This window comes from Mucilaginibacter sp. UYCu711 (genome assembly GCF_050433825.1).
Taxonomy (GTDB): Bacteria; Bacteroidota; Bacteroidia; order Sphingobacteriales; family Sphingobacteriaceae; genus Mucilaginibacter.
Genome location: NZ_JBNPWM010000003.1, coordinates 71,843 through 90,843, shown reverse-complemented (window position 1 = coordinate 90,843; position 19,001 = coordinate 71,843). Strand labels below are relative to the sequence as shown.

Sequence of the window (19,001 nt, the reverse complement as noted above, 5' to 3'; positions counted from 1 at the left end):
AGGTATAAACGGTGGTTTTAACAATTTTTAACAAATAGCTTCACCCCAGCCCCTCTCCTTTGGAGAGGGGCTTTAGATTGCTTAATTTATAAATTTTGCATCGAAGTCCTCTCCTTTGGAGAGGGTAGTGTGAGGCATAAACAATAAAACCCCGCCGAAGCGAGGTTTTACTTACTAAAAAAGTCTGTGACAGGCTTTATGCTTTATTAAAAGGGTAAATCGTCATCCTCAGGGGCTGCACTGATATCGGCCGGGGCGGCGTATGCCGGAGCCGCAGCACTACCAGCGCCGCTTAGTACGTTTATCTTCCATAACTGCATAGAGTTAAAATAACTCTTTTTGCCTGTTTTGTCAGTCCATGGGCGGCCTCTTAAGTTGAAGAAAACCTCCACATCGTCACCAACTTTTACATTATCCAACAAGTTGCAACGATCTTGTATAGCTTCAAATTTTAAGTATTCAGGGTATTGCGGGTTTTCCACATACTCTATAATAACTTCTCTTTTTTTAAGCGCCTCAGTAACCTGAGCGGTCGGGAACACTTCGTGTATCTTACCCTTAATTTCCATAGTTCAAAAAATTAAAGTGTAAAGTTAACAGATAATGGGTTGTAAATTCTCACATTATCCCTGAAGTTTTCCACAATAAATTGGCCAAAGCAGCTTGGTAAAACAATTATTGTGGCTATGTTTATTAAAGGTTACTTTTGCAGCTTATCTTTAAACTTGTTAATAAAATGTAGTGAGTTAGATAATAGTTTAGTCCATCTAACGTCATTCAATATCAAATAATGTCAGTTTTTAACACCGAGAGTAAAATAATAATAACCTGTAACAAAAGGCTTTCGCCTTATTTGCAGCAGGAAGTAGAAGAATTAGGGTTCTCCCCGACACGCGTATTCCAAACCGGCATTGAGCTGCAGGGCACTGTTACAGAAACCATCCCCTTAAATTTAAACCTGCGCTGTGCAAGCCAGATATTATACCTGTTAAAAAGTTTTACCGCTGCCGATCCGAAAGAGTTGTATGACGAGCTGGTACAAATTGAGTGGGAAGAGCTGATAGATTTTTCGGGCTTTTTCTCGGTGACGTCAAACGTAAATAATGAGCATATATTAACCCCGCTGTTTGCCAACGTAAAGGTTAAGGATGCTATTGTGGACCGCATAAAATCAAAAAAAGGGATTCGTCCAAATTCTGGTGCCGATAATAACAAAACTGTAATTCACCTTTACTGGCAGGATGACAAGGCCGAAATATTTTTGGATACATCGGGCGAAACCCTGGCTAAACACAGCTATCGTAAAATACCGGGCAAGGCACCAATGCTTGAGGCTTTGGCTACATCAACCATAATGGCTACCCATTGGGACCGGAACAGCACGTTTATCAACCCAATGTGCGGCTCGGGCACGTTAGCTATCGAGGCGGCCTTATTGGCTACCGATAAGCACCCGGGGCTATTCCGGATGAATTATGGGTTTATGCACATTATGGGCTATGATGAAACTGTATTTTTTGCCGAACGCCGCGCATTAAAGGATAAGGCCAAAAAAAGTATTGGCTTTAAAATTATAGCTACCGATATCTCACAGGATGCTATTGACATCTCCCAAAAAAATGCAAATACCGCTGGTGTAGAACATTTAATAGAATTTAGTGTTTGTGATTTTGAGGAAACGGAAGTACCCGAAGCACCGGGCATTGTAATGTTTAACCCTGAATATGGCGAACGCCTGGGTGTACACAGCAAACTTGAAGCGACCTACAAGCGTGTAGGCGATTTTATGAAGAAAAAATGCCTGGGCTATAAAGGATATATTTTTACCGGCAACCCCGACCTGGCCAAAAAGATTGGCCTGCGTGCCTCAAGAAAAGTTGAGTTTTATAATGGTAAGCTGGACTGCCGGCTATTAGAGTACGAATTGTACGAAGGCACCAAACGCGAGCCAAGAGAAGAATAACATGAAAAAAATAGTATTAATTGCCGTTATTTTATTGACAGGTTTTTACGCAAAGGCGCAAGATCAATTGGCTTTCCCGTTCCAGGGAGGGAAAGAAATAATGGCTCAGTTTTTTAAGGACAGCGTGGTAATATCGCCGCAACTAATTGCGCAAAGAGCCACCGGTACCGCAGTTTTTAAATTTACTGCGGATGAAAAGGGAACCATCAAAAAAATAATTATTTATTATGCTGATGATATTGCGCTTACCCAGCCAATAATTGCCGCATTGCAAAAATCAAATCATAAATGGATAATACCCGATCATGAAAAACTGCATGATTTTATAATTCCGTTTAGCATTGGTTTTACGCCGCCGGCTACAACCGTGCCTGGGTTGCAGAAGGCTATGTATAATTATTATTCGCGCCGTAAACCTGTTGTATCTTTAGATCAGGTACCCCTTGATATGGCAACTTTATTACCTGCGGTTAATATAAATTACCTGCTGCAATAAAAAATTAAGATACTGTAATTTAAAATTAAAAAAATAAATCTACCCGCTCAAAATCTTCGTATATAGTGGTTTTAACCCCCTATCAGGATATGAGCAATAAAATTAATTTTAAAGTTAAAGCCATAGCGGCAACTATCAGAAAGAAAAGAGAAGCGAAAAATTATACGCAAGAGTACCTGGCCTATAAATTAAATATTTCGCAAAATGCTTACAGTAAAATAGAACTGGGTTATACAAAAATTACTGTTGAAAGGCTTTTTCAGATTGCAGACGTTTTAGAAATAAAGGCAGGGGATTTGCTGGAGGCTGACACTGAAGATGCAGAACTCAAACTGATACTTACCGGTACAGATTAAACAGGATGCTATATTTGCAGTACAATAAGCAAATATGGATCACGAAGCAATCATTAATAAAACAATATTATTTGTTCAGGACACGCTAAAGAACGCCGAAGGCGGGCATGACTGGTGGCATATACACCGGGTTTGGACGAACGCCAAACGCATAACACAAACCGAACCGGCAGACCAATTAACCGTAGAACTTGCCGCCTTGCTGCACGATATTGCCGACAGTAAATTCCATAACGGCGATGAAGAAATTGGCCCGGCAACCGCCGGTAACTATTTACAAAATATCGGTATAGATGCAGCAACTATCCTGCATGTGCAAAACATTATCAGGTATATGTCTTTTAAGTCGGGTTTTGATAAGCCTTCATTTCACTCGCCCGAATTAGCCATAGTTCAGGACGCCGACAGGCTGGATGCTATTGGTGCCATAGGCATTGCCCGTGCCTTTAGTTATGGGGGCTTCAAGGGGCGCGAGATCTATAACCCCGATGTACCGCCAGTGCCCAATCAAAGTAAAGAGGCCTACAAAAATTCTACCGCACCAACCATTAACCATTTTTACGAGAAGCTGTTGCTGCTAAAAGACAAAATGAATACCCAAACCGGCAAACAATTGGCACAGCAGCGCCATGGTTTTATGGAAGACTATTTACAACAGTTTTATTTAGAGGTTAAATAATTAAAACTAAGCGCTTACCAAAGCAAGCTCTTTATATCTCCCGATTATCAGTTTATCATTAACCCGGCTTACAATAAGGACCGCGGCCAGGTAAATGTATTGTCGATCAGGGCGCATGTGGAGTTTTAACACCTGGCACTATATGTTGTTGTCAATAGGGCGCACGTTGAGTTTTAAATATTAGGTTGATAATGCTTTTCCCAATATACCTGGGTTACTGCAACTATAGCATGGTTATCGCCGGCTACAAAAGCTAAGTTTACAGATGCATCGCCGGGAGACAAAGCAAACAGCATCCTTATCGCAATTCGCTTAAGCGGATTATTTATTGACGAGTAGAATTTGTCCGTATCTTTTAAATCAATTGTTAAAAATGGTTTACGAGAGCCGGACAGCCTTACATTTTGAACGTTCTCCCAATCTATTTTTATACCAAATACATTGTCTATCAACTGATCATGAGTAAAAGTTATTGCCGGTATTCCTAATAACATTTTTACGCCCATTGGTAAAAATAGTAGACTCAAGACTAATGGGGCGGACATAAAAATTAAGCCCGGAACGTCATAGGAAGGTCTCGCAATAAATCCCTTTAGAAAATTATAACTCATTACTAACGCCGTAATACTTAATACTGATACCCATATAGGTTCAAATTTATATGCTGCATTTGTTTCCATAGATTGACGAGGTGGTTTGGTTTACTAATGTAAAAAAAACAACACACAATACTATTACAAATATAAACGCCGTTAATTCGCAGTATGAAACGTATTGTTGCCCTAATTATTCCCCTGTTAATTTTAGTCAATCTTGTATCAGCCCAGAAGGTTACGGTTCTAAAGTCCGCCATAAAATTTCAACTGAAAAACCTGGGCATTAACACCGGCGGCAGTATTAATGGCTTAACAGCCAGCCTGGTTTTTGATCCTGATAAGTTGGAAACCAGCACTATTGAAGCCATATTGGATGTAAAAACTATCAATACCGATAACGATTTGCGCGACAGCCACCTGCGCGGCGAGGAGTATTTTGATATAGCGAAATATCCAACTATTACGATGAAATCCGTATCGTTCAAGCATAAAAGCGGCGATAAATATACCGGCCAGTTCAACCTCACCATAAAAGGTATAACCAAAACCTTCGAGGTGCCCTTTACTTATACTACTGATGCATCGGGCGCCACCTTTAAAGGCGGCCTTAAATTAAACCGCCTTGATTTTAATCTCGGGGGTAAAAGTTTAGTGATGGGTAATGATGTGTCGGTGAGTATTGAGGTGCAGGTGGGTAAATAAGTGTTGAGTGGTTGATATTTAGATGTTGCTTATCTAACTCCCGCAAAATCTTGTCACTCCATTTTTAATTAATTTCTTTAACTATTATGGTGTTCCGGGGTGTTTCATAGTGTTCCTTGTGTTCCACTTTCGCAAAATGGAACACCTGGTGTATAAACCTAAAAACTGCTTCGTTAAAATATGTTAATCAAACCTTAACATTCCCCCAATAAACCATTCACTAAAAAAAGTACCTTTACTTTATGAAATTACGTGTACTGGTTTTTATAAACGCTTTGGCAGTGGCAATTACGCTGTCGGCGGTAAACTACTACTTTCAGCATAAATTTTATGATATGGCTATAACCTTTGTGGTTACCATATTTACCAGTTTCATAGTTTTTTATTACTTGATAGAAAAGTACGTTTACTCCAAAATTAAACTCATTTACAAGCTCATCCATAACCTTAAACTGGGGCGCGACCTGCGCGACGCCCTGGGCGAACACATGAGCTCAGACCCGATAAACGATGTTGAGCACGAAGTGCAGGAATGGGCCCGCGAAAAGAAAAGCGAGATAGAGGGCCTGCGCACCCAGGAAAAATTTCGCCGTGATTTTTTATCCAATATATCGCACGAGTTTAAAACGCCCTTGTTTGCCATACAGGGATATATCGAAGCATTACAGGATGATGATATGGAGGACCGCGATATGGCCCGCCAGTTTTTAGACAAGGCATCAAAAAATGTAGACAGGTTAAGTTACCTGATCAAAGATCTGGATGAGATTTCAAAGTTAGAGTCGGGCGAGCTGCCTATTAATTATACCAAATTTAAAATCAACGACCTGATAAAAGAAGTGCTGGAATCTTCAGAAATGAAGGCCAGGCAACATAACATTAAAACCATATTTAAGCAAAAATATGATGAGCCGATACAGGTAAATGCCGACCGCGAAAAGATAACGCAGGTATTGGTCAACCTGATAGATAACTCGTTTAAATATGGTACTGAGGGGGGCAATACCTGGGTAACGTTGTTTGATTTGCATGACCAGGTATTAATAGAAGTTACAGATGATGGAATGGGCATTGAAGAAAAGTACCTGCCCCGTTTATTCGAGCGTTTTTTCCGGACAGATACCAGCCGTTCGCGGCAAATAGGGGGATCTGGTTTAGGGCTGGCAATTGTTAAGCATATTGTAGAAGCCCATCAGCAAACTATTAATGTGCGCAGTACAGAAGGGGTAGGGTCAACATTTGGATTTACGTTGCAAAAAGTGAAACAAAATTTGCCTTTTACCGGGCTACCGATTTTAAAAAGTTAACATTAATTTAACATACCAAACGTACCTTTACCAAATAATTTATCAGTATGTCATTAAATAGCATTTTCCAGTATTTTGTCCCTAAGGATAAAAAGATATTTTTCCCTTTGTTTGAGCAGGCATCAAATAACGTTGTAGCAATGGCAACCATTTTGGTTGAAACCGTTAACAGCAATAACCCTGCAACGCGCGAGGAGCTTTTTAAACAAATTGATAAACTGGAAAATAAAGGTGATGAAATTACCCACCAGGTTTATTTAGAGTTGGGTAAAAACTTTATCACCCCGTTTGATCGTGAAGATATCCACTCGTTAGCCAGCGCTATTGATGATGTTGCCGATTATATCCAGGGTGCCGCCAACCGTATGAACCTTTATCGTATTGATGATTATAACGAGCATATCTTAAAATTATCAGAACTGGTATTACAGTGCAGCATTGACCTGGAGAAAGCCGTACGAGAATTGAAGGACCTTAAAAACGTACGCGCCATTGCCGACTCGTGCATCCGCATAAACAGTGTAGAGAACCAGGCCGATTATGTATTTGACCGCGCCGTTGCCGATCTTTTCCTGTACGAAAAAGACGCTATCCGCTTAATAAAATATAAAGAGATCTACGCTGCCCTTGAAACCGCTACAGATATGTGCGAAGACGCGGCAGATGTTATGGAGTCTATCTTAGTTAAAAACGCATAATCAACTATTATAAATAAATGGTTACTACCCTTTTAGTTTTTGTAGTTGCGCTGGCGCTGATTTTTGATTACACCAATGGTTTTCATGATGCGGCAAACTCTATTGCTACCATTGTTTCTACCAAGGTGTTAACGCCTTTCCAGGCGGTATTAATGGCTGCCGTTTTTAATTTTGCTGCATACTTTTTTATTAAGGACCACAAGGTTGCCAACACCGTTGCCAAAATTGTGAATGAACATTTTATAACCCTGCACGTAATATTGGCAGGCCTTATTGCCGCCATTACCTGGAACTTAACTACCTGGTGGTTTGGTATCCCCTCAAGTTCATCGCATACTTTAATAGGTGGTTTTGCAGGCGCGGGTATAACCAATGCATTGTATTTAGGTTTGCCCGGTTTAGATGCGGTTAATATGCACTATATCCTTACCATTATAGCTTACATTGTATTAGCGCCATTTATTGGTTTGATTATAGCTTATTTTATAACCATACTAATATTACACATTTGTAAACGGGCAAAACCCGCCACTGCCGACAGGTGGTTTAAGAGGCTGCAATTAGTATCAGCCGCGGCATTAAGTTTTGCACATGGTACCAATGATGCCCAAAAGGTTATGGGGATCTTATATGTGGCCTTAATTGCTTCTAAAATTATCCCGAGTGGTTCCGCAATGCCCGAGTGGATCCCGTTGGCTTGTTATACAGCTATCGCTTTGGGCACCATGTCAGGCGGTTGGAAGATCGTAAAAACAATGGGCTCGAAAATTACCAAGATAACCCCGCTTGAAGGTGTTGCCGCCGAAACAGCCGGTGCTGTTACCTTGTTTATTACCGAGCGTTTAGCTATCCCGGTATCTACAACACATACTATCACCGGTTCAATTATTGGTGTGGGTTTAACCAAGCGTGTATCAGCAGTTCGTTGGGGCGTAACCATTAACCTGGTATGGGCCTGGATCATTACCATTCCTATTTCGGCATTAATAGCCGGGCTGGTATTTGTGACAATGCACGCCATAAGATAAAACCCGTCTCTTTTTTAGTAGTTTTACAGTATGAAAAAATCATTACTGTTGTTACCCCTATTTGTTATTGGCCTGGCATTATCCAGCCGCGCCCAAATCATCCCTACATCGCTTGAAATTGGCACCGCTTTAAAGCAGGCTCTTGAGCAGGGCACTATTAAAAGTGCCGACCAGCTATCGGCAGTTGATGGTTTTTTCAGGAACGCGGCTGTTAAAATATTGTTACCACCCGAGGCACAAAAAGCCGAAAGAACTTTACGCGCAATGGGCATGGGTAAAGTTTGTGATAACGCCATATTAGGCCTGAACCGTGCCGCCGAAGATGCCGTAGTACAAGCCAAACCAATATTTATAAGCGCCATTAAAAAAATGACCTTGCAGGACGTGACCAACATTTTGCTGGGCCAGCAGGATGCCGCTACCCAATATTTCAAGATCTCGACCACTACAGACCTGATGGAAAAATTTCAGCCGGTTATACAGGCCAGCCTGAATAAGGTTAACGCTACACGTTACTATACCATATTAGCCAATAGCTATAACCGGGTTCCATTTGTGCGTAAGATAAACCCTGATATTGCCAATTACGCCACGCAAAAAGCTATCGATGGCTTATTTATCGAAATAGCTGTGCAGGAGCTAAGCATCCGTAAAAATATAGGCGGCACAAGGTCCACACCATTATTAAAAAAGGTGTTTGATTTTGCTGATAAGGCTTTTAAGAAATAGCAGAGCCTAAAAGAGATCTATACATGGATAGGTAGCGTAACTGTCTTGTATAGATCTCTCACTACCGTTCGAAATGACAACGCGGACAGATTGCTTTACTCCAACGCTATCTTTTGATGTTGATACGGGATCTCCACATTAGCAAACCCATGCTGGTTTAGCGTTTGGGCAAAGTGCTGCTGTACCTCATACTCGCCATGCACCAGGAAGATCTTCTTTACTTTTTTAGGGTCCTGGCATTTTAAAAAATGCAGCAGGTCCTCGTAATCGCCGTGGGCGCTCATTGATTTGATGGACCGTACTTCGGCTTTAACCTCGTACTTATCCCCAAAAATAAACACCTCTTGGTCACCGCGTAACAAATGCCCGCCTAACGAGTTTGGTTCGCAGTAGCCTACAATTAATATAGTGGTTTTAGGATTGTTAATGTTGTTCTTAATATGATGCTTTACCCGCCCCGCTTCGGCCATGCCTGATGAAGAGATGATAACGCAGGGCTGCGGATTGCCATTTAATGCTATCGACTCCTCGGTTGATTGTACAAACCGCAGACCCTTAAAATCAAACGGATCGTCATCAACCTTTAAAACCTCTTTAACACCGCTGTTATAAACTTCGGGGTGTTCCTTTAATACTTGTGTGGCTTTGTCTGATAAGGGGCTATCAACATAATAAGGTACATCAGGCAATATGCCTTTTAGTTCTAACGCGTTTAAAGCATACAATAATTCCTGCGTGCGGCCAACGCTGAAAGCAGGTATAATTACTTTGCCTTTTTTCTCAAGGCAGGTATGTTTAATAACCTCCAGCAGCGCATCTTCAATAGGTTCTAATGATTTATGCAGCGAGTCGCCATAAGTCGACTCCAGTAAAATATAATCAGCCTGGGGGAAGCGCTGGGGGCTTTTTAACAGCAGATCGCCGTAGCGGCCAACATCGCCGCTAAAAGTTACGCGGGTTTCTTTGCCGCCTTCGTTCACCACCAAATGCACCGCGCAGCTGCCTAATATATGCCCGGCATCGCTAAAATGGAATTTTACATTTTTGGTGATGGCATACTCCTGGTGATACTCTACCACCTTAAATAGCTTCAATGCTTCTTCGGCTTGCTGATCGTTGTATAACGGCTCCAACAGGGGCAGGCCCTTTCTTTCGCGATGCTTATTGCTATACGCGGCGTCGCTCATTTGGATCTTGGCCGAATCAAGCAATAATATCCGGGTAAGATCAAACGTGGCCGATGTGCAAAATATAGGACCGTTAAAGCCTTCGGCTACCAGGCGGGGAATTAATCCGCAATGATCAATATGCGCGTGCGACAGGATCATGTAGTTAAGCTTATTGGGGTTAAACCCAAAATGCTCATTAAGGCCCTCGGTGTTTTCGCCAAGCCCTTGGAACATGCCGCAATCCAGTAAAATGCTGGTGCCATCTTGCAAATGCACTAAGTGTTTGCTGCCGGTTACATTACGGGCGGCGCCGTGAAAAGTTATATCCATTTAGTATAATCCAGGTTGAAAGTAGGACAACGAAGGTGGTGAAAAAATGTTTAATTAAAAATAAACTAAAAAATTAGTTGTTAATATCATTTCAAACTAATATCTTCGTTTAAGATTATTAACCAAGCTTATTTAATAGACACAAACCCCATGGAAATTAAGGAACTAACGCGCGCCGAAGAACAACTAATGCAAATACTTTGGCAGTTGGAAAAAGGCTTTGTAAAAGATGTGATGGAACACCTGCCCGAGCCCAAGCCGGCTTATAACACCGTATCAACCATTATAAGGATACTGGAAGCCAAAGGCTTTGTTAGCTATAACGCTTTTGGTAAAAGCCACGAGTATTATCCCATCATCAGTAAGGAGCAATACCAAAACTTTGCTACAGATAAATTGATGCAGGGATATTTTGACAATTCTGTACAACACATGTTCTCGTACTTTGTGAAGAAAGAAAAGATAGACCTGAAAGACGCAGACGAGATCATGAAACTGATTGAGAAACTTAAAAATAAATAGTTATGACCTGGTGGCATTATTTATTACTGGTAAACTTTTACCTGGTATTATTCTTCGGCTTTTATGTTTTGTTGTTACGCAGGGAAACGTTTTTCCAGCTTAACCGGATTTATCTGGTGGCGGCGTCATTGCTGTCATTCCTAATCCCGTTGATACAGGCAAACTGGGTACAGAACCTGTTTATAACCCAACAGGTACAGCAAACCATATACAGTATGCCGGTAGGTAAGGTTTACAACTTTACTGTTAAACCCGCGGCCGATACCGGTATTACACTGGGCCAGGTAATTAATGCCTTGTATATTACAGTCACTTTATTTTTAATTATCCGTTTGGGCTGGCAATTGCTGGTATTGAAAAAAGCTATCGAAAAGCCTTCCCCATCAGCAGCTTATTCTTTTTTTAAGAAGATAAGCCTTGGCGAAAACATAGCCCCATCATCAGTAATAGCCGAGCATGAGCAGGTGCACGCCGGGCAATGGCACTCGGTTGACGTAATGATCATTGAAACAGTAATGATCATCAACTGGTTTAACCCGGTGGTTTACCTGTACCGCTTTGCTATAAAATATATCCATGAATATATTGCCGACATGCAGGTAATACAGGCAGGTACCGATAAGGTAGACTATGCCATGCTGCTGCTAAGCCAAACCTTCCAGGTAGAAACCCATAAACTGGTTACACCCTTTTATAATCACAGCCTATTAAAACAACGCATCATGATGTTACAGAAAAACAGGTCGCAGCGCATAGCGTTGGCTAAATACGGGCTATCGGCACCGCTATTTATTTTAATGCTGATCTTTTCATCAGCCACTATAAACAACAGTAAAGCAGTAGCGGCTATCAACAAAAAAACGCAAAAGGTATTATTAACGCCTGCGGCAGATGTAGTGCCAATGCTGGATAATAGCAGTGAAATACCGGCGGAAAATAAACCGGTGGAAGACGCGAACAAATACATAACGATAGCTGAAAATATTGATCATGAAATTAATGTAGATACGGTGCCAAAAAAGGGGCCTGTTTTTTCGCAAGTCGAGAAGCAACCACAGTTCCCGGGGGGGATATCAGGATTTGGGCGTTACCTTGCCGACAATATAAAATATCCGGCCGCCGACAAGGAAGGCAAAACAGAGGGGAGGGTAATTGCATCCTTTGTAGTGGAAGATGATGGTACATTATCAGATGTAAAAGCAATACGCGGCCCAAGCGAAAGCATGAAAACAGAAGCGGTGCGGGTACTGTTAAAGTCGCCCAGATGGGTGCCTGGTGTACAAAATGGCCATGCGGTAAGGGTATCTTACACAGTGCCTATCCAATTTACCATACCGGGGCCGCCAGACGGCAAGATTTATAACCGGGTTGAAAAACAGCCACAATTCCCGGGTGGTTTGGAAGCTTTCGGTAAATTTTTAGCAGCCAATATCCGTTATCCTAAAGAAGATCGTGAAAATAACGTATCAGGCAGGGTTATAGCACAATTTATTGTTGAAGAAGACGGAACTTTAACAAACATTAAATCTTTGCGTAGCCCGAGTGAAACCATGGCTAAAGAAGCGGTAAGAGTACTATTATTATCGCCTAAATGGGCACCCGGTATTCAAGACAATGCGAAGGTGAGAACTACTTATACCGTGCCGATAAGCTTTAATATATCTAAAGAAGATAACAACGATGGTGCCGATAAGGTATATAGCCAGGTTGTTAAGGGCCCGGTGTTCCCGGGCGGAATGGAAGGCTTTTCAAATTTTTTAAGTAAAACTATTCATTACCCTAAAGAAGATCGTGAAGCCGGCAGGCGGGGAAGAGTTATTTGTTCGTTTATTGTAGAGGCAGATGGAACTTTAACAAATATTAAATCGGTACGCAGCCCAAGTGAAACAATGGCTAAAGAAGCGGTAAGGGTATTAATGAGATCGCCTAAATGGGCACCCGGTATGCAAGAAGGTAAAGCGGTAAGGGTTAATTACACTGTACCTATAAGCTTTCAATTAGGAGAGGAGAATAAATTAGGAGAGTCGAAGGAAGATAAAATAAGACATGCAAAGGCCGATTCTATTGTAAAAGCGGCCGAGAGAAGAACAAACCTGCTGTATATAATAGATGGTGTGCGGAAAAAACCCGGAACCTTTACGCTTAGAGACATTAAGCAGGAAGATATAGCCGGAATGGAAGTACTTACAGATAAGACAGCTGTAGCACTGTACGGCAGCGCCGGTAAAAACGGGGTTATAAAAATAACAACTTACAAAGCCAAAAAAACAACTACCAAACCTTAACATCAATTTATGAACAAAGCCCTGCATACTTATAGTTTGCAGGGCTTTGTTGGTTGATTATATTAGTATTTGCTGATATTTATTATATTTATATCAAATTATAAACCTCATCTATGAACTTAAAATTTACTTTAAAAAAATCATCAGCGCCGTTATTATTTTTACTGGCCGCCTTATTTGTTACAACTATACACAGCAGCAAGGCAGCAATTCGCCGGTCTGTTACAGATACCATTAAAGAAGGCATTTTTTCACGGGTTGACGTACAGCCGCAGTTTCCGGGCGGCTTACAGGCATTTGGCGTATTCCTGGGAAATAATATAAAATATCCTGCCGATGACGCTAAAAACAAAGTCCAGGGCAGGGTAATTTGCAAATTTGTTGTTGAAAGAGATGGCCATTTATCAAACATTGAAATTTTACATACTCCAACCGAGGCAATGGGTAATGAAGCGGTAAGGGTGCTTTCTTTATCGCCTAAATGGACACCCGGTTACCAGGGCGGCAGGTTGGTAAGGGTTTACTATACTGTGCCCATAAACTTTAGTTTAAACAGGTAATTAATATGCGTCGGTCTTTTAACCGGTATTACAGGTTGTTAACTAAATATTGTTTGGTGGCATTGTTGTTTTCAATAGTAGCTATAAACACCTGTAAGGCTGATGACAGGATCAGTACCTTCAAACCTGCATTGCTTAGCGATACCATTTATTCGAAAGTTGACAAGGCACCTACCTTTCCGGGCGGTATTGAATTTCTTTTCCAGTTTATTGGCAATAACATTAAATATCGCGATGCGGAAGATTTTGACGATCCGAAGCAGAGACGAGTTCTTGTACAGTTTATAGTTGAGCCAGATGGTTTATTGTCTGGTATCAAAGCTATAAGGGGGACTAATGATAGTTTGAATAGGGAAGCAGAACGTGTAATTGCCCTCTCACAAAAATGGGAGCCGGGTATTAAGGACGGTAAGGCGGTGAGGGTTAGGTGTGCTATGCCCGTTGCATTTGGCAGAGGTGAATTACATGATAGCTATAGTGATGAAATTTTCCCAGAGGTAACGCGCGACCCGCGCTTCCCGGGCGGGCCGGACGCGTTTAATAAATTTATAAGCGAGCATATCCGTTACCCTAAAGACGATCGCGACAAAGGCATATCCGGAAAAGCTGTTGTGCAGTTTGTTGTAGAAAAAAATGGAAGTTTGTCTAACTTTAAGGCATTAAGCGGGCCATCGGAAGCTATGAAGGCAGAAGCTGTACGGTTGATGGCTTTATCGCCTAAGTGGTACGCGGGTATATGGGAAGGAAATAAGTTTGTAAGAACGCAGTATACCGCATCGGTTATTTTTACTTTGGATCATTAAACATTAAAGCTAAATGATATGCTTAAATTAACTCATTTACAGCAAGATATTGCTATCCGGTTTACCAAAACAGGGTTATTTGTTTGCGTATTATTACTGTTATCAATCAATGTGCGTGCTCACAGCATCAGGGATACTATACGCGCCGACAGTGTTTATTTTAGAGTTGATGAACAACCAACCTTCCCAGGCGGAGCAGCGGAGTTTATTAAATTTTTATCAAAGAACATAAAGTACTCCAAACAAATGAAGCTGACGCAGGTACAGGGTAAGGTTATCATGCAGTTTATTGTTGAAAAAGATGGAACGTTAACAAATTTTAAAGTTACTAAAGGCCCGGGTGGCGGTACTACAGAAGAAGCATTGAGGGTGATACAAAAATCGCCAAAATGGAAACCGGGGATAAAAGACGGCAAGCCGGTAAGGGTGCAATATGGTGCACCAATAGAGTTTACCTATAAGTTTGAAGATCCAAAAAACGACGACGGGCCGCTTACGCTTCATAATAATTAGCAGATCTTAATTTTTATATTTACTATAAATTAATCAGCAACATCATGAACTGGAAACTTATTATTCAACTGTCATTCTTCGGGCTGATCATGGCATTTGCTACCATATCACTTATCCCCGAAAAAATTGAACCCGCTTTTTGGCTGGTGATATTTGTTTTTTGTGCCTATGTAATTGCCAAAGTAGTGCCGGGCAAATATTTCCTGCACGGTTTTATGGTAAGTGTATTTAACTGTATCTGGATAACCGCTGCTCATGCATTTTTTTACAATAGCTATTCGGCCAATCATGCGGATATGACAACCATGTATAACGGTATTCATCCACGGTTGTATATGTCGGGTTTTGGGTTGATAATTGGTGTTATATCAGGTATTGTGTTAGGCTTGTTTGCGTTTTTAGCCTCAAAAATCGTTAAAAGGACAGCGTAAATACCTTTCAGGATTTTTTTAAATTAACCAAAAATGTTAGGCATAAATTATTAATTTTGCCGTAAACAAGTACAAAACTAACATACAATGAAGCCTTTCATTTCAAGAACAGCATACGGAGTTTTAAATTATGCCATCGCAGCGTTATTATTAGCATCGCCATGGTTGTTTAAGTTTAGCCATGTTACTATTGCTGCAGCCTTATTAATGCCATTATTAATGGGATGGTTGCAGTTGATCATGTCAATGTTTAGCGAAAGCCCAACCGGTTTTAGCTTTCTTAAAGTTTTCCCTATACAAATGCAAAGTTGTGTTGATGTATTAATGGGATCATTCCTGTTAGCATTGCCATGGACCTACGCTTTTTGCAATGAAGTATTCTGGCCGCATTTCTTATTAGGCGCCGCGTTAATGATTAAAGGCATCTTTGCATCCGAGTCACCGTTTTTAACCCGCCCGCACCGCGCTTTGCCCGAGGCAGGTATCACCTCAACTGATGCACACGAAGGCAGATTAAACCACTAAGGTTTTTTATAATATAAAACAAAAGCGGGTTCAGTTTTTTAACTGACCCGCTTTTTGCGTTAACAGGGGTATTAAAAGAAGCTAAAAGCAGGAAGTCCAAAGCTAAAAGCGAAAAAGATACGTTGATCGTCAAAAAGCTTTCTGCTTTTAGCCTTAAGCTTTTAGCTCAAAATTAAAATACTTCATTAAGGCCCAGGAATATCCCTTTCGAGCCATAATTACCCACGCCATAATCAATACAAAGATTTGAGCGCGAATATTTGTTAAACAACAAGCGCAGGCCCACACCGGCGCCCGGCTCAATAAACTCTGTTAAATTTATAGTACGGCTATTACTTGCTGTTTCGGCATTGGTGAAAACCACGCCGCTGAACAACTTATTTTTTGTGATGGGGAAACGATACTCCATTTCGCTATAAACAAAGGAGGTGCCTTTAAAACGGCCTATAGTGTAACCTCTGCCCAGGCGGTTAGCCGCGTCGCTGCCTGTGCCGGGTAATTCAAGGTAAGGCACAGACCCGTTAAGCAAAAAAGTGCCCCAATACCAAAATGCCAGCATATGCTCGGGGTTTACTTGTGATAGAGCCCAGTATTTTCTTAACTCTGTTTTTAGCTGTACGGCCCTGTGCTCGCTGCCCAGCCAGGTTTCGTTTACTCTTAAAACAACGTCGGCATACATGCCGTTTTGAGTGCGGTTAATATGGTCCCTTGAGTTATATTCAACGTTAAACAATAAACCGCTTGCCGAGTAGCCCGAAGTTGGGTACTCATTTATCCGGCTGTACCTGTAATTGTGCGTGTTTATGTTAATACCAGTGGGGCCTTTGCTGCTTTGGCGCTCATCGTCGATATTACTATATTTATTAAAAATGAAACCCGCGCCTGCGTAAACGTTCTTAAAAATACGGCGGTACACCCGTTCAGAAAACTTAAGGTAGGAAAATTTTATGGGGAAAACATCAGGGTTATTATCCAGCGGAAGATCATTTAGCGCGAAGGTTCCGTCGCCCTGTACACGGTGGCCCGTACCCACCCCATAATCAAGCGCTACGGTTTTACCAACCTGTATGCCGCCTTGTATGTTATATTCATCGTCATTAGTAAATATATTGTTCTTAGCCTCGAATGATGCAAGGCCCAGCGTAGATATATAGGCATTGGCATTTACAACTGAGAAAGTTGTAGTTTTTGGATTGCCAAAAACATGGCCCCCGGTTGAGGTTACACCAACCGAAAAACCAACACTGGGGTTATAACCTGCGGATGGCAATGTAGAAAATGTAGAGTGGGTTTTACCGTTTAATGTGGTGTCGGCTTTCTTTTTGCCGCTAAAAAAATTGCTTATAACTTCCTTTGCATCGGTTTGCCTGCGCAATACCTCGGGCGAATCCTGTTTGTCCTGGGCAAATAATATCCCGGTACTTAATAGTACCATGCACACTGTAATAGCATGCTTCCACACTTGTTTAATCAATTTATTATAGGGGCTTAATGCAACGAATATAATAAAAGCATAATAAAAATGAAATTTTATGTAACAAAAAAGATACAAATTGTATCTTTAATAAATAAGGCATGTTTTTAAAGCTAATTATAATATTGTAAATAGAAAATAAACCTTAAGTAAATTTAATAGTCATATTTAAACGGATAACGATAAATCAAAGTTATGAAGATAGTAAGATTGTATTGGGATTGTTATTTTGGCAATGCTGCCAGGGTATCAGAGTTAGTGTGCCGCGCAGGCATATATTAACAAAAAGGGCTGCCTGTTAAATAACGGGCAGCCCTTTTTTAGTATGTAATTGGTGATATTAGTCTATCACAGTTACTTTAAGCATGTTGGTTTTACCATGATTAACAATAGGTATAGCAGCAGTATTAATTACCACGTCGCCAGTGCCTACCAGGTTCTCGGCTTTAAGCATATTGTTAACATCGGCTATAGTTTGGTCGGTACTTTCAACTTTATCATAATAAAAAGTGCGTACACCCCATACCAGGCTAAGCGCGTTTAACAGGTGTGGATTAGCCGTAAATATAAAGGTACGTGCCCTTGGCCTGTAGCTTGATATCTGGAAGGCAGTATAGCCTGATGTAGTCATAGATACTACACCAACCGCGTTGGTACGCTCGGCCAGGTGAACTGCTGACTCGCAAACGGCGTCACTTAAATAACCTGCAGAGTTTACGTCAGATACAGACCCTCTGTCTGAATTGTATGGATAACCCAACTCTTCAACGTTACGTACAATTTTAGCCATAGTTTCAATAACTATCAGCGGGAACTCGCCAACTGATGTTTCGCCGCTAAGCATAACCGCGTCGGCGCCGTCTAATACAGAGTTTGCAACATCATTAACCTCGGCACGTGTAGGGCGCGGGGTAGTTATCATTGATTCCAGCATCTGGGTAGCAACAATAACCGGTTTTGATGCCGCACGGCATTTGCTGGCTATCATTTTTTGCAGCAATGGCACTTCCTCTAAAGGCATTTCAACGCCCAGGTCACCACGTGCAACCATCACACCGTCTGTAGCGGCTATAATGGCATCAATATTGTCTATAGCCTCGGGCTTTTCAATTTTAGCAACTACTTTGGCTGCCTTGCCGCTGCGTGCTATCACTTGTTTAAGCTCCGTTATATCATCAGCGTTACGTACAAATGATAAGCCTATCCAGTCAATATCCCACTCAAGGGCGTATTGTAAGTTCTCCAGGTCCTCTTCGGTTAAGCTTGGGATAGACACTTTGGTATTTGGTAAATTAACGCCCTTACGTGATGTTAAAATCCCGCCGTGTACAATTTCGCAAACTACAGTATCAATTTTATTGGTTTCAATAACCCGCATCTGGATCTTGCCATCGTCCAATAAAATAATTTCATTGGCCTGTACATCCTGCGGGAAAGTATCATACGTAATGTAGATTTGGTTATCATCGCCTATACACTCATGCGTAGTAATATTAATATGGGTACCGTTTTTAAGGTGTATACCGCCATCTTTTACTAAACCAATGCGGATCTTAGGGCCCTGTAAATCAGCAAGCATGGCAACGTTTGTTTTATGCTCGTTATTTATTTCCCTTATCAGGTCAACAAACTTTTTATGGTCTTCTGGCTTTCCATGCGAAAAGTTAAGGCGGCAAACATTTACGCCGGCTTTGATCATTGCTAACAATGTTTCTTTTTTAGAACAGGCAGGGCCCATTGTAGCGACAATCTTAGTACGGTTATACGGTATATTCATAGTTTATGGGTTCAATATTTGGGCAGCGTATATAAAACGCTTCGTGCTCTTTTTTTAA

The 19,001-nt window shown here is 41.3% G+C and carries 22 protein-coding genes; 17 read left to right on the top strand and 5 right to left on the bottom strand.

Going from position 1 to position 19,001, the window contains the following annotated elements; translation table 11 throughout:
* Nucleotides 1-206: 206 nt before the first annotated feature.
* Entirely contained in the window at nt 207-569 is a 363-nt protein-coding gene (locus ABIB50_RS07695; RefSeq protein ID WP_429378642.1) for a DUF3127 domain-containing protein, read from the bottom strand.
* Between the two features lie 221 nt (nt 570-790).
* On the opposite strand from ABIB50_RS07695, the gene ABIB50_RS07690 reads away from it, so the two are divergent.
* The 5 genes from ABIB50_RS07690 (at nt 791) to ABIB50_RS07670 (ending at nt 3,623) form a co-directional block, all read left to right on the top strand.
* Complete coding sequence (locus ABIB50_RS07690; protein WP_429378640.1) at nt 791-1,963, top strand: THUMP domain-containing class I SAM-dependent RNA methyltransferase; 1,173 nt, start codon at nt 791-793, stop codon at nt 1,961-1,963.
* 1 nt (nt 1,964) lies between these two features.
* Nucleotides 1,965-2,459, top strand: coding sequence for a hypothetical protein (locus ABIB50_RS07685; RefSeq protein ID WP_429378639.1), 495 nt, complete (start codon nt 1,965-1,967; stop codon nt 2,457-2,459).
* Between the two features lie 89 nt (nt 2,460-2,548).
* Nucleotides 2,549-2,815: a helix-turn-helix domain-containing protein gene (locus ABIB50_RS07680; RefSeq protein ID WP_429378637.1), complete on the top strand. Its 267-nt coding sequence runs from the start codon at nt 2,549-2,551 to the stop codon at nt 2,813-2,815.
* Nucleotides 2,816-2,849: 34 nt separating this feature from the next.
* Complete coding sequence (locus ABIB50_RS07675; protein WP_429378635.1) at nt 2,850-3,494, top strand: HD domain-containing protein; 645 nt, start codon at nt 2,850-2,852, stop codon at nt 3,492-3,494.
* 33 nt (nt 3,495-3,527) lie between these two features.
* On the top strand, nt 3,528-3,623 hold the full coding sequence (locus ABIB50_RS07670; protein ID WP_429379239.1) for a hypothetical protein: 96 nt from the start codon (nt 3,528-3,530) through the stop codon (nt 3,621-3,623).
* 44 nt (nt 3,624-3,667) lie between these two features.
* On the opposite strand, the gene ABIB50_RS07665 is transcribed toward ABIB50_RS07670, so the two are convergent.
* Complete coding sequence (locus ABIB50_RS07665; RefSeq protein ID WP_429378633.1) at nt 3,668-4,174, bottom strand: hypothetical protein; 507 nt, start codon at nt 4,172-4,174, stop codon at nt 3,668-3,670.
* 84 nt (nt 4,175-4,258) lie between these two features.
* Between ABIB50_RS07665 and ABIB50_RS07660 the strand changes: the two genes are divergently transcribed.
* The 5 genes from ABIB50_RS07660 (at nt 4,259) to ABIB50_RS07640 (ending at nt 8,554) form a co-directional block, all read left to right on the top strand.
* Nucleotides 4,259-4,792 (top strand): YceI family protein, encoded by a 534-nt coding sequence (locus tag ABIB50_RS07660; protein WP_429378632.1) that lies wholly within the window; start codon nt 4,259-4,261, stop codon nt 4,790-4,792.
* Nucleotides 4,793-5,034: 242 nt separating this feature from the next.
* The gene (locus tag ABIB50_RS07655) at nt 5,035-6,099 is read left to right on the top strand and encodes a sensor histidine kinase (RefSeq protein WP_429378630.1); all 1,065 of its coding nucleotides are present in this window, start codon (nt 5,035-5,037) and stop codon (nt 6,097-6,099) included.
* 47 nt (nt 6,100-6,146) lie between these two features.
* On the top strand, nt 6,147-6,797 hold the full coding sequence (locus ABIB50_RS07650) for a DUF47 domain-containing protein (protein ID WP_429378628.1): 651 nt from the start codon (nt 6,147-6,149) through the stop codon (nt 6,795-6,797).
* 17 nt (nt 6,798-6,814) lie between these two features.
* On the top strand, nt 6,815-7,825 hold the full coding sequence (locus tag ABIB50_RS07645; RefSeq protein WP_429378627.1) for an inorganic phosphate transporter: 1,011 nt from the start codon (nt 6,815-6,817) through the stop codon (nt 7,823-7,825).
* Between the two features lie 30 nt (nt 7,826-7,855).
* Nucleotides 7,856-8,554 carry a DUF4197 domain-containing protein gene (locus ABIB50_RS07640; protein ID WP_429378626.1) on the top strand — a complete coding sequence of 233 codons (699 nt, stop codon included), beginning with the start codon at nt 7,856-7,858 and terminating at the stop codon, nt 8,552-8,554.
* A 95-nt stretch (nt 8,555-8,649) separates the two neighbouring features.
* On the opposite strand, the gene ABIB50_RS07635 is transcribed toward ABIB50_RS07640, so the two are convergent.
* Nucleotides 8,650-10,053 (bottom strand): MBL fold metallo-hydrolase RNA specificity domain-containing protein, encoded by a 1,404-nt coding sequence (locus tag ABIB50_RS07635; RefSeq protein WP_429378625.1) that lies wholly within the window; start codon nt 10,051-10,053, stop codon nt 8,650-8,652.
* A gap of 150 nt (nt 10,054-10,203) precedes the next feature.
* Here ABIB50_RS07635 and ABIB50_RS07630 point away from each other — a divergent pair, with 150 nt between their 5' ends.
* The 7 genes from ABIB50_RS07630 (at nt 10,204) to ABIB50_RS07600 (ending at nt 15,692) form a co-directional block, all read left to right on the top strand.
* On the top strand, nt 10,204-10,575 hold the full coding sequence (locus ABIB50_RS07630) for a BlaI/MecI/CopY family transcriptional regulator (protein WP_429378624.1): 372 nt from the start codon (nt 10,204-10,206) through the stop codon (nt 10,573-10,575).
* A 2-nt stretch (nt 10,576-10,577) separates the two neighbouring features.
* The gene (locus ABIB50_RS07625) at nt 10,578-12,860 is read left to right on the top strand and encodes a TonB family protein (RefSeq protein WP_429378623.1); all 2,283 of its coding nucleotides are present in this window, start codon (nt 10,578-10,580) and stop codon (nt 12,858-12,860) included.
* A gap of 113 nt (nt 12,861-12,973) precedes the next feature.
* A complete protein-coding gene (locus ABIB50_RS07620) occupies nt 12,974-13,420 on the top strand; it encodes an energy transducer TonB (RefSeq protein WP_429378622.1) in 447 nt (148 codons plus the stop codon).
* A 5-nt stretch (nt 13,421-13,425) separates the two neighbouring features.
* Nucleotides 13,426-14,223: an energy transducer TonB gene (locus ABIB50_RS07615; protein WP_429378621.1), complete on the top strand. Its 798-nt coding sequence runs from the start codon at nt 13,426-13,428 to the stop codon at nt 14,221-14,223.
* 18 nt (nt 14,224-14,241) lie between these two features.
* Nucleotides 14,242-14,736, top strand: a complete 495-nt coding sequence (locus tag ABIB50_RS07610; RefSeq protein ID WP_429378620.1) for an energy transducer TonB — start codon at nt 14,242-14,244, stop codon at nt 14,734-14,736.
* A gap of 44 nt (nt 14,737-14,780) precedes the next feature.
* Nucleotides 14,781-15,167: a hypothetical protein gene (locus ABIB50_RS07605; RefSeq protein WP_429378618.1), complete on the top strand. Its 387-nt coding sequence runs from the start codon at nt 14,781-14,783 to the stop codon at nt 15,165-15,167.
* Between the two features lie 87 nt (nt 15,168-15,254).
* The gene (locus ABIB50_RS07600) at nt 15,255-15,692 is read left to right on the top strand and encodes an SPW repeat domain-containing protein (RefSeq protein ID WP_429378616.1); all 438 of its coding nucleotides are present in this window, start codon (nt 15,255-15,257) and stop codon (nt 15,690-15,692) included.
* A gap of 172 nt (nt 15,693-15,864) precedes the next feature.
* Here ABIB50_RS07600 and ABIB50_RS07595 read toward each other — a convergent pair whose 3' ends face one another.
* Nucleotides 15,865-17,127: a BamA/TamA family outer membrane protein gene (locus tag ABIB50_RS07595; RefSeq protein ID WP_429378614.1), complete on the bottom strand. Its 1,263-nt coding sequence runs from the start codon at nt 17,125-17,127 to the stop codon at nt 15,865-15,867.
* Nucleotides 17,128-17,506: 379 nt separating this feature from the next.
* On the bottom strand, nt 17,507-18,943 hold the full coding sequence (gene pyk / locus ABIB50_RS07590) for a pyruvate kinase (RefSeq protein WP_429378612.1): 1,437 nt from the start codon (nt 18,941-18,943) through the stop codon (nt 17,507-17,509).
* Nucleotides 18,944-19,001: the final 58 nt, after the last annotated feature.